General features: G+C 58.6%; 18 protein-coding genes. 2 read left to right on the forward strand and 16 right to left on the reverse strand.

What is annotated here, in order from left to right:
* Nucleotides 1-2: 2 nt before the first annotated feature.
* The gene (locus tag F8N36_RS13775; RefSeq protein WP_291333397.1) at nucleotides 3-380 is read right to left on the reverse strand and encodes a hypothetical protein; all 378 of its coding nucleotides are present in this window, start codon (nucleotides 378-380) and stop codon (nucleotides 3-5) included.
* Between the two features lie 1,066 nt (nucleotides 381-1,446).
* Here F8N36_RS13775 and F8N36_RS13780 point away from each other — a divergent pair.
* Nucleotides 1,447-2,436 carry a replication protein RepA gene (locus F8N36_RS13780; RefSeq protein ID WP_291333398.1) on the forward strand — a complete coding sequence of 330 codons (990 nt, stop codon included), beginning with the start codon at nucleotides 1,447-1,449 and terminating at the stop codon, nucleotides 2,434-2,436.
* Nucleotides 2,437-2,701: 265 nt separating this feature from the next.
* Here F8N36_RS13780 and F8N36_RS13785 read toward each other — a convergent pair whose 3' ends face one another.
* From F8N36_RS13785 to F8N36_RS13850, 14 genes are all read right to left on the reverse strand, one after another.
* Nucleotides 2,702-2,911: a hypothetical protein gene (locus tag F8N36_RS13785; RefSeq protein WP_291333399.1), complete on the reverse strand. Its 210-nt coding sequence runs from the start codon at nucleotides 2,909-2,911 to the stop codon at nucleotides 2,702-2,704.
* Between the two features lie 10 nt (nucleotides 2,912-2,921).
* The gene (locus F8N36_RS13790; protein WP_291333400.1) at nucleotides 2,922-3,152 is read right to left on the reverse strand and encodes a hypothetical protein; all 231 of its coding nucleotides are present in this window, start codon (nucleotides 3,150-3,152) and stop codon (nucleotides 2,922-2,924) included.
* A 151-nt stretch (nucleotides 3,153-3,303) separates the two neighbouring features.
* The gene (locus F8N36_RS13795; protein WP_291333401.1) at nucleotides 3,304-3,840 is read right to left on the reverse strand and encodes a DUF262 domain-containing protein; all 537 of its coding nucleotides are present in this window, start codon (nucleotides 3,838-3,840) and stop codon (nucleotides 3,304-3,306) included.
* Nucleotides 3,841-3,851: 11 nt separating this feature from the next.
* Complete coding sequence (locus F8N36_RS13800) at nucleotides 3,852-4,169, reverse strand: hypothetical protein (protein WP_291333402.1); 318 nt, start codon at nucleotides 4,167-4,169, stop codon at nucleotides 3,852-3,854.
* A gap of 24 nt (nucleotides 4,170-4,193) precedes the next feature.
* Nucleotides 4,194-4,385 (reverse strand): hypothetical protein, encoded by a 192-nt coding sequence (locus F8N36_RS13805; RefSeq protein WP_291333403.1) that lies wholly within the window; start codon nucleotides 4,383-4,385, stop codon nucleotides 4,194-4,196.
* Between the two features lie 10 nt (nucleotides 4,386-4,395).
* A complete protein-coding gene (locus F8N36_RS13810; protein WP_291333404.1) occupies nucleotides 4,396-4,587 on the reverse strand; it encodes a hypothetical protein in 192 nt (63 codons plus the stop codon).
* Nucleotides 4,587-5,162 (reverse strand): hypothetical protein, encoded by a 576-nt coding sequence (locus F8N36_RS13815; RefSeq protein ID WP_291333405.1) that lies wholly within the window; start codon nucleotides 5,160-5,162, stop codon nucleotides 4,587-4,589. Before F8N36_RS13815 ends, F8N36_RS13810 begins: the two co-directional genes overlap by 1 nt.
* Nucleotides 5,163-5,175: 13 nt before the next feature.
* The gene (locus F8N36_RS13820; protein WP_291333406.1) at nucleotides 5,176-5,358 is read right to left on the reverse strand and encodes a hypothetical protein; all 183 of its coding nucleotides are present in this window, start codon (nucleotides 5,356-5,358) and stop codon (nucleotides 5,176-5,178) included.
* Between the two features lie 18 nt (nucleotides 5,359-5,376).
* Complete coding sequence (locus F8N36_RS13825) at nucleotides 5,377-5,706, reverse strand: hypothetical protein (protein ID WP_291333407.1); 330 nt, start codon at nucleotides 5,704-5,706, stop codon at nucleotides 5,377-5,379.
* A gap of 12 nt (nucleotides 5,707-5,718) precedes the next feature.
* A complete protein-coding gene (locus F8N36_RS13830) occupies nucleotides 5,719-5,946 on the reverse strand; it encodes a hypothetical protein (RefSeq protein ID WP_291333408.1) in 228 nt (75 codons plus the stop codon).
* 15 nt (nucleotides 5,947-5,961) lie between these two features.
* A complete protein-coding gene (locus F8N36_RS13835) occupies nucleotides 5,962-6,168 on the reverse strand; it encodes a hypothetical protein (protein ID WP_291333409.1) in 207 nt (68 codons plus the stop codon).
* Between the two features lie 21 nt (nucleotides 6,169-6,189).
* Nucleotides 6,190-6,372, reverse strand: a complete 183-nt coding sequence (locus F8N36_RS13840; protein WP_291333410.1) for a hypothetical protein — start codon at nucleotides 6,370-6,372, stop codon at nucleotides 6,190-6,192.
* 14 nt (nucleotides 6,373-6,386) lie between these two features.
* Nucleotides 6,387-6,623 carry a hypothetical protein gene (locus F8N36_RS13845; RefSeq protein WP_291333411.1) on the reverse strand — a complete coding sequence of 79 codons (237 nt, stop codon included), beginning with the start codon at nucleotides 6,621-6,623 and terminating at the stop codon, nucleotides 6,387-6,389.
* A gap of 409 nt (nucleotides 6,624-7,032) precedes the next feature.
* Nucleotides 7,033-7,203, reverse strand: a complete 171-nt coding sequence (locus tag F8N36_RS13850) for a hypothetical protein (RefSeq protein WP_291333412.1) — start codon at nucleotides 7,201-7,203, stop codon at nucleotides 7,033-7,035.
* A 245-nt stretch (nucleotides 7,204-7,448) separates the two neighbouring features.
* On the opposite strand from F8N36_RS13850, the gene F8N36_RS13855 reads away from it, so the two are divergent.
* Nucleotides 7,449-7,949: a hypothetical protein gene (locus F8N36_RS13855; RefSeq protein ID WP_291333413.1), complete on the forward strand. Its 501-nt coding sequence runs from the start codon at nucleotides 7,449-7,451 to the stop codon at nucleotides 7,947-7,949.
* A 318-nt stretch (nucleotides 7,950-8,267) separates the two neighbouring features.
* On the opposite strand, the gene F8N36_RS13860 is transcribed toward F8N36_RS13855, so the two are convergent.
* Complete coding sequence (locus F8N36_RS13860) at nucleotides 8,268-8,390, reverse strand: hypothetical protein (protein WP_291333414.1); 123 nt, start codon at nucleotides 8,388-8,390, stop codon at nucleotides 8,268-8,270.
* Between the last annotated feature and the right edge of the window lie 175 nt (nucleotides 8,391-8,565).

Below are 8,565 nucleotides of genomic sequence, written 5' to 3' on the forward strand. Positions count from 1 at the left end.
AATCAGTAGGCTTTCGCGTAGATCTGGCCGCGTCGATCGTCGAACCGGACGGCGGCGGCCATCAGAGCAGTGTGTTGCTGTGTCCAGGCCTGCGTTGTTGTGTTCTGGTTGCCCCCTTTGGCCAAACGGTGGCATTGGCGCACCAGCGGATCGGTGCGGAAACCCTGCCAGGCCTCACGAAGGCTTTCTGAGAAATAGGATGAAGGCGATCCACCAAAGCGGGAGGCCGCTTGTCGAGATAATGTCCATGCCCATTGGAAAAGGTAGGCTTTCGACAAAACAGTGACTTTCTCCTGTTGCGGAACGCTGGTCACTTCGGAAGAGACCAGCATTGGGCGCGGCCGCCGGTTGAACCTCCTGAATGCATGGCTTTGAGACATCGAAACCTCCTCGTAACGACCGATGTTCGCATGGGCGAGGAAGGCGACAATTTGACGGCGGCAGAGACATCAAATTGTGTAGAGGGAGGGACGCAATTTCGTGTGATCAGGAGCAAATTCGCACGTCCGGCGACACCGGAAAAATATGCAAATTTGCCCCACGATCATGCGCGACATGGGCGCTGAATCACCAGGATTCACAATAGCTTTCGGCCGCAATTTTCTTTTCTAAAGAAGGTCGATGCGGATACTGCTGATGGGGTGTACGCATAATCGTGGGTGATTTACGGCCGATTTCGGCCTGTTGCCTTGCGTGCCGCCCGGAAGCGAGTTTAAAAGCGGGCTTCTACGATTCTGGTGACGAAGTGGCGTAACACCTTGCAACTCTTCGGAAAAATCCGAAAATCACCATGATTTATGCGCGCCAGCAACAAGGAGTTTCAAACCGAATCGATAAGATCTCCGCCTTGAACAAAGCGGAGGCAAAACCGAACCGCGGGTACCAAGATACAACATTTACGTGCTAGAGAGAACGCAAATACCAAACCTAGATATTTGACAGCGTGAAAAATCTGCTCGATCGATCCTTGTGCCAGCTGCAAGCATTAGCTTGGGGAGAACGTCGAAAAGCCAATATCTGATCTTGCCAAGCAAAAAATGCTGGAGCTGGAAAAGCGCTGAAGAGCGCAAAAAATTTGTCCACGCATAATCGTGGAAAGGGACATATATGTTCTTTTTTTATATAGGAAAGAATCTATATGTATGGACCTATCTTTATGCGTGGATAACTGCTGTTTTCACCCACCTTTATGCGTACTTTTATCGGTGTTTTGATCACCATGATTATGCGAAGTCAGTTCCACGATTATTTGTGGATAAGTATAACACCATGATTATGCGTGGATAACTCGGGTGTTTCGGAAGTAGCATGAATATCCCGGATCAAGCCTGCGCATAATCGTGGTCGGAAAACGCAATACGGTCTCGAAAACCACGATTCAATTGTTGAATTGTGGCTTGCGTTCTGCAAGAAAATTAAACAGCAGGCCGTCGCAAAGGCTCAATGATGTCGACACTTCAGGTCCCACAGACTTCCGCGCTTTCGATTCACGAACAGATCGAGATGTTTGGCCTCGAGGCTTGTCGGGATCTGGTGATGACCAACAACACTCTGAAGCCTGCGGAGCGGAAGAAGCAAGTTCGGCGTCTCGAAGCCGCCCAGCAGGCAATGTTGGATCTCGGCATCGACGACATCAGTTATCTGCATGCCGGATTGTGCCAGACGGGTCTGCCGCACTCCAAGCCGGATTCCGATAACGAACCCTGGCAGCGCAGCAATGGGAAATTCCACCTCATCGTGGAGCCCGGCGCCCTGGTCGACCCAGCGACAGGGAAAGCGAAAATGGTTGGCGTTCCCTACGGCGCCAAAGCGCGGCTGATCTTCTTGCACATCAATAGCGAAGGCATGAAGAGCAAGCACGTCTACCTCGGCAAGTCCATGTCGGCCTGGATGCGCCGGCTCGGGCTCGACGTGACGGGCGGCAAGACAGGCAGTATTCCGCAATTTAAGGAACAGTCCAAGCGGCTCGGTCGTGCTCGGTTCTCTTTCCAATTCGAAAGTGAAAACGGCATCGGCATTAGCGACACGCAAATCGCCGATAAACTCCATCTATGGGTAAGCGATGACGGTCCCTGGCTCGAGGAAATCGAACTGACGGACAAGTTCTTCGATCATCTCCGCGAGCATGCGGTTCCGCTTTCTGATCACGCGATCTCATATCTCTCCAGTTCCTGCCTCAAGCTCGATCTATATGCTTGGCTGGCCTGGCGCCTTCCGAAGCTCGGAAAGCCCTTGCGCCTCAGCTGGGACCAACTCAAAGACACTTTTTCTGCCCAAGGTGAGCCCGGCCGTCTGGCGGAGCGGCTCAAGCTCGCGCTCCCTGAGGTCAAGGACGTCTATCGCGACATGAATGTCGAGATCGCCCGTGGCGGGTTGCTGCTGAAACCGAGCAAGCCGCCGATCCCAAAGACCCTGATTGCCGTCAGCAAAAAGTAATCTCGGCCGGATCTGGCAGTTTGAGCGGCATGCCTGCATGCGTGAATGTGTCGGCCTGGTCCTGGACGGCGCCGACGTCATTGACCCACCAGTAGACAGGCTCGATGGTTTGGCGGAGGCGCCGTCGGCGCACCGACACCCATTCGATCGCCCCGAGCTTGGTCGGATTGTCCCAATGCCATCGCGGATGACGATTGTCATCCGGTTTCCATCGGCGCCCGTCGTCTTCATCATGTCGATCGTGTGCAAGATGACTCCTTCGGTGTCAGTTGGTGGCAGTGGGGTCGAGGAAATCAAGGCGGATCTCAATTCGATGTTCACCTCCGCCGATGCGGTGAATGATGTCTTGGACGCGATGGAAATGGCCCTTCGGCGCTTGGTCGAGTTCGATCCGCGCGCCGATCATTGGCAAGCACACCAGATCGGCATACCAATAGGCGTCCGAACCATTCTCAAAGAACCCAACCCGGAACATTGGCGCCTCCCTATAGATCAGCTGGAGGCGTCCAAGCCTTGCCAGCCTCGGTCAATTCCCAATCGGCGATCAGACCATTCTTGGTCACGCGCTTGACATAGCCGGCCTCTTCACAGGCTTGCATCGACACGATGCGCTTGCGACCCCAAGGGCGCCCCGCATCGACAGCGGCCTTGAATTCTTCCAGGGCATCTCGCTCGATTTTTCTCAGCGGCAGGGCTTGCGGAAACAGACCCCCCACGGGTTCCTCCTTCAATGGTGGCCGGCGTAGGCCGCACGGCCGGCATCGGTGATAAACAAGATCTGTCCCTTGAGATCGTGCCGGGTGCTGCTGGCGCCGGCCTTCCACCTGACCAGGCCGTCAGCGCCATGGTCAGGGCTCCGTGTATGGGTTAGTCGGCCGCGCGGCCGGTGCTGGAGCCAGTATTACCCTGGCCAGGAACGGTGCAAGTTGGCGGCTGGTGGGGAGTGCCGCCGTAGGCCAGCCGCTCATAGACGTCCTGCAACAGCATCTCGTCGCGAAGCTCCGTTTCCAGGCAATGGAATGGGCGGTTCATAAACCACGCCTGGTCGCTCTTGCCGACATCGGCGAATTTCAGCCCACGAACGGGGAACTCGCCATTGACGAAGCCAAGCACCGCCGTGATGCGCTGTTGGCCATCGAGCAGCCAGCGGTCATAGCGATAGCCGTCTTCCAGGTCCTTGTTGACCACGTAGGGCGGCACCGGCAGTTCGTCCAAAATGCTTTCGATCAGCCGGACCTGCTGCTGCACGGTCCACACCGACGGCCGCTGGAACGGCGGCAGGACGAATGCGCCAAGAGGCCGCTCTCCCGGCAACAGATCGCGGTGAAAACCACGCGGCAACACCTGCTCCAGGCAATAAGCCCGGTCCTGGGCGTGGAACCAAGACCCTCTCCACTGGCGCATCTCTGGCTCCTTCACGAAACTTTGACGTTGAGGGCGGCGAGGGCCGCCTTGATTTCCTCGGTGCGGGCCTTCGGCACCGTGACCATCAGCACGTCGAAATCGCGCTCTTTGCGCCACCGACGGATCAGCTTGGCCAGGTCGTATCCGTCTCCGCGGGTCGGATCTTCGCCGGAGCCCTGGTGCATAATTGGTCCGAGGTCGTCGGTGTCGTAGACCGTCTCGGGATCTGGATCGCCGTCGAAAATATCATGGTCCCAGAACCAGTCATCGAAAGGCTGGGGCCACGCCTCATCCAAGAAAGACTTCAGTTCGGCGCCCTTGATCTTCATGGCCTACTCGGCTCCCCGTGTGCGTTAGGCGTTCACCGTCCGCCACATGGTCGGCTCGGGAAATCGATGGTTCTTATCGTCGAACCAGCCTTTGAATTTAACATCGAAACTCACGACAACCTGCGGGTCGGGAAGGTGACCGGAGTAGAACGCCTCGACTCTTTCGCCAGTCTTCGGCGCGGGCCGATTTGTTGTCCATTCCACCAATTCTGACACTCCCCTGGTGTCAAGCCACGCCGTGCGCCCGGCAAAACTTCTTTACGGCCACGAGCGCACGGTTAAATGCCTCATCAATGGTCTTGGCCGGTTCGATCAAATTCTCCCAACCATCAAAACTGGCCCGCCACAAACCGTCGCCGAAATTGCCCCATAGTTGACAGCCTTTCGGCAACCGAGACTGAGCTTCTTCATAGGTCATCACAAATCACTCCTCAGGTGGCAGGCGTGGCGACGGTCAATACGGGCGACCGCTCCCAACGCGGGTTGGTAAAGGCGAAGCGTACCATCTGAAGGACGGTGCCGTCCGGCTTCAGGATGTGCTTCATCCCGGCATAGTCGAAGGACAGATTGCCCGCGCTGGTGCGGCGGCCGATCACCGTTACCGGCTCGGCTTGCCCCGCTCGCAGCAAGGTGATCGTCTGGGTGTCCGACATCGCCAGGGCTCCTTCGTGCGTTAGTCTTCGACCGGATCTTGTTCCATGCTGCCTTATGCCGGCGACGATGCAATTTGCGCTCGGCCAGACGGCGGCGGATCTCGTCTTCGTCGGTGGTATTCAGCGCCGCCATGATCTCGTTGAAAACGCAGTTCCTGACCGACAGCAGCATGCTCTTGCTGGTCGCCTCGACGGCGGCCGGATACATCATCTCAATATGGGCGGCAACCGCCTTACCGATGTCCATGGCGATCTCTTTGACCAGGTCCGGCGAGAACGGCGCGGGTTCGCTGCCGGGGACTGCCGGGACCTGTGCGGGGATCGCAACTTCCTTTGCCACGGTGAAACGCTCCTTACAGATTGCCGGTCGGCGAGGGCCGCGTGGCGCGGAGCAATTCATCGCGTTCATCCCACCCCAGGGCTGACCATTTGTTGGCGTCGTCGGTCTGGTCATTCCAGTCTTTGACCGCCGCATCCGCGAACGGCAATAGCGTGGCCGGGACGGTCTCAAGCCATTGTTCGTGGTTCAAGTCCATCAGGGCCTCCTTTGGCTGTCATTCTTCGCTGAAGTCGATGCGCGAATGCACTTCGTTTTCACCGACGAGAATGGGGCCACCTCGAACGACACCGCGGTCTGGCGTGCAGACAAAATACAGCGGGTAATTTTGCTGTTTGAAAATGGCGATGACCGGTGCCCCCTCATGGCTTTCTCGCTCGCCCACTTGCGCGATCCTGTGTTTGCCGCTGTGCACGTAATCCAGTCGGAAAATCCTGCGGTCTTCGAGGGGACCGGAAATCTGGCTGGCCACGAACTGGCGGATTGCGGAGTAGGCATTTTCCGCCTGTTCGGGGTCGCTGGCTGCGGGCAAGAAGAATGCGGGCATGTAGAGCCTCCTTCACTGGCCGGCGGCGGGAACGTCGCCGCGATGGACAAGCAGATCGATCATTTCCTGACGGGTGACGGGCCAACCGCGGTCTCGTTTTTCGTGGTCATGCATGACGATGTACTCCGGCGCGGTGTGCCCGGCGACACTCATCTTTAGCCATCCGTCAGTCCACTTTGACAAAGGCGTGTTCTGCGGGTGATGCCCCGGCAGGTCCGGGCGCGGAAGTTTTGCGTTCATAGCCTGCGGGCCTCCTCACACAGCAGGCGCCGATTTGGCGCGATCTCGAAAGTACCGGGCGACCGATGCCGGCGTGGTCAGGGTAGGCGCCCCCGGCAGACGGTTGCCGTCCTTATCGGATGGCAACCAGTAGCCGTTGGCAGTCTTCAGCGCCAGGCCGATGACTTGACCGGCATCATCGATCACCCTGTAAATGTCCTTGTCCACGCGCTCTGCCTTCATGGCCCAGATGCCTCCCTTGTCTCAATAATGGCCGGTTGCAGCAAACCACTCTTGCGAGTCGGCTTCACCCTGGATGACCGCCCAGCAGTCCGAAGCCGACTTATACGGCCCGTCCCAAAGGCCATATTGGTCGTACACCTCCCACTGGCCCTTGGCGTTCTGCACCGGGCGAAGGGTGTTGATCCGCGGGTGGTACTGGCTCATGCCTGCGGCTCCTCCTAGACCAGATCGGCGGCACGCTCGCGGCCGGCAACGGTCAGTTCCAAATCATTGCCTCGGCCGGTCACCCAGCCACGGTCGCGCAAAGCGCATTCGGTCTGCCCAGACCCGCCGAACATGGCGCGGCCAAACAAGTGCCGCCAGGGCGGCAGACCGCGATATAGGTTAACCAGCACGCGGGCCATTGCCGGAGAACATGGCAGCGGCTTGGGCGGCGAATTGCTGATCTGGTTCACCTGGCGCTCCCTTAGTCTTCGATCACGGACACGGCATCGCCAAACCGGCGGATCCAGCATTCGCCTTTCTCAGCATTTGTCGTCATCGCGATCAACTCGCCGCGCAGATAAAGCGCATAAGTCTTCGGCATGTTCGGCTCCTCTTATGCGGTCGCGGCGGCGAGAGCCGCCCATGCGGCTTCAGCCTGCCGCTTCGCGACTACGCGATCCGGCGCCTCGCCCTTGGCAAGGAACGCGCCACCCGGTAGGGCGGTGATGCGGCTACCGTCCATCTGTAGGACAGCGCTCGGGGCCGTATCGATCTCCCACCCCCAGCAGCGCAACCATTTCGTCACACTCATCTCGAAGCCGGGTGCCGGGTAGCATGTCGAGATGCTGAGTTTGTCGTGCCAATTCACCGCAGGGCTCCTCAGTGACAAAGTTGGCGAAGGGCGTTGGCCGACTCCCAGCACAGGCCCTGATACTCACGCAAAATTTTCTGGACTTGGTCGCGTGTCAGCACGACCTGGGCCTGGACAATAATCGGCGTCTGTGTGGCGGCCTGCGATAATTCGTGGATTAGCGTTTCCAGTTTAGTCACTGGTTTGCTCCTTCGTGTGTCCCCGAGGGGCGATTGCCGCCTCGTTCAATCTCATTGACACCACTCTATCATAGACGTATCATTCGTCAACAGTGACGTTAGCGAGAAAGCGAAGAAAGTTGGTAGACGTGTGCTGGGACCGACTAACAACGGGTGGCGTGCAGGCTGACAAGGCCCGCAAGCGGTTTCGCACTGCTGGCTATTCCGTCGATGACATATGCGTCCCGTTCTACCTTGACGGGCCAATGGAAAAATCGGCGCGTCGGCTGGACATCTCGCAGATGCCAGAACTTGAAAAAGCCGTTCACTCGCTCCAAGAACGGAGAGATAGGCTGATAGTCCGGTCTCTTTCGGCCTTTGGAGCGCCGCGCGTCTGGGTGTGGGTGGCGCAACAAATGGCGCGGAAAGGCGTCAAGCTTTTCGACCTGGAGAGCAAGCGGGAGTGGGATTTTCGGGCCGATCCGGGCGCTGGATATGAGGTGGAGCAACTGGTGGAACAGACGTTCAATCGACAACGGACATCGGCAGCCACCGCAGCCAGGATCGCCGCCGGAAAGGCGGGGCCGCGCGAGAAGATGGAGGACGAGGCGCTGAAGCGGCGGGCGGCGCGAGCATGGGCCGACCCCGAATTGTCGGCGTCCGCAGCCGCCGCGGAAGTTGGGTTGGGCGTCGCCACGCTGTATCGGCACTTCGGACCAAAGCTCGATTACGTCGCCACGACGGCGGCAAAGCGCAAAGACCGATAGAATGGCGACTAGCCCGACAGAGATCGCCGATGCCCTCGCCAAGATCGACCAGGCCAGCCACTGAGATGGCGATAGCCGCGCTCGAAAGTGCGAAGATGGATTTGCTTGGCCGGAAGCCGAGTTGACGCGAGGAGACGATGCGCAAAAGCGGCGCAGTCCTGCTGAGCGATTACCCCGGCGAATTGGTCCGGCTGGCCTGCACGGGGTGCGAGCGTCACGGGCAATATCGCCGGTCCACGCTGGCTGAACAGCACGGCGCCGGCATCGGGCTCCCGGAACTGCTCGGCGGGCCAATATGTCGTCCCCGTGCGGGGCGTTCTATGTTGACTTGGCGCCGCCGGCGCCGGTCAAAACGTGATCAAAAGGGAACCAGACCATGGCTTTGAGTGGCATGAACATTGCCGCGATGATCTTCGGAACGTTCGTGCCGCCGTCCGTCATGTGGTGGCGAGGTCGGCACATCCACGAATGCCTTTTGATCTGGGGCCTCGGGTTGGCCGGCGCGGCAGGCGCCATCCTGGCTCTGTCGCATTCATAAGGGGAAGCCCGAGATGACCAACAAACAACTTCGAGCGGAATATGGCAACCACGTCTATGTGGGAGCCCGCGTCTGCCA

This window comes from Desulfovibrio sp. (assembly GCF_009712225.1).
Classification (GTDB): Bacteria; Desulfobacterota; Desulfovibrionia; order Desulfovibrionales; family Desulfovibrionaceae; genus Desulfovibrio.

Excerpts from the sequence above, each read along its gene's own strand:
- F8N36_RS13795 (WP_291333401.1), bottom strand. The coding sequence starts at position 3,840 with ATGCGCCAGTGGAGAGGGTCTTGGTTCCACGCCCAGGACCGGGCTTAT.
- F8N36_RS13855 (WP_291333413.1), top strand. The coding sequence starts at position 7,449 with ATGGAAAAATCGGCGCGTCGGCTGGACATCTCGCAGATGCCAGAACTT.
- F8N36_RS13780 (WP_291333398.1), top strand. The coding sequence starts at position 1,447 with ATGTCGACACTTCAGGTCCCACAGACTTCCGCGCTTTCGATTCACGAA.
- F8N36_RS13840 (WP_291333410.1), bottom strand. The coding sequence starts at position 6,372 with ATGAGCCAGTACCACCCGCGGATCAACACCCTTCGCCCGGTGCAGAAC.
- F8N36_RS13820 (WP_291333406.1), bottom strand. The coding sequence starts at position 5,358 with ATGGACTTGAACCACGAACAATGGCTTGAGACCGTCCCGGCCACGCTA.
- F8N36_RS13785 (WP_291333399.1), bottom strand. The coding sequence starts at position 2,911 with ATGTTCCGGGTTGGGTTCTTTGAGAATGGTTCGGACGCCTATTGGTAT.
- F8N36_RS13825 (WP_291333407.1), bottom strand. The coding sequence starts at position 5,706 with ATGCCCGCATTCTTCTTGCCCGCAGCCAGCGACCCCGAACAGGCGGAA.
- F8N36_RS13810 (WP_291333404.1), bottom strand. The coding sequence starts at position 4,587 with ATGACCTATGAAGAAGCTCAGTCTCGGTTGCCGAAAGGCTGTCAACTA.
- F8N36_RS13835 (WP_291333409.1), bottom strand. The coding sequence starts at position 6,168 with ATGAAGGCAGAGCGCGTGGACAAGGACATTTACAGGGTGATCGATGAT.
- F8N36_RS13800 (WP_291333402.1), bottom strand. The coding sequence starts at position 4,169 with ATGAAGATCAAGGGCGCCGAACTGAAGTCTTTCTTGGATGAGGCGTGG.
- F8N36_RS13830 (WP_291333408.1), bottom strand. The coding sequence starts at position 5,946 with ATGAACGCAAAACTTCCGCGCCCGGACCTGCCGGGGCATCACCCGCAG.
- F8N36_RS13860 (WP_291333414.1), bottom strand. The coding sequence starts at position 8,390 with ATGACGGACGGCGGCACGAACGTTCCGAAGATCATCGCGGCAATGTTC.
- F8N36_RS13775 (WP_291333397.1), bottom strand. The coding sequence starts at position 380 with ATGTCTCAAAGCCATGCATTCAGGAGGTTCAACCGGCGGCCGCGCCCA.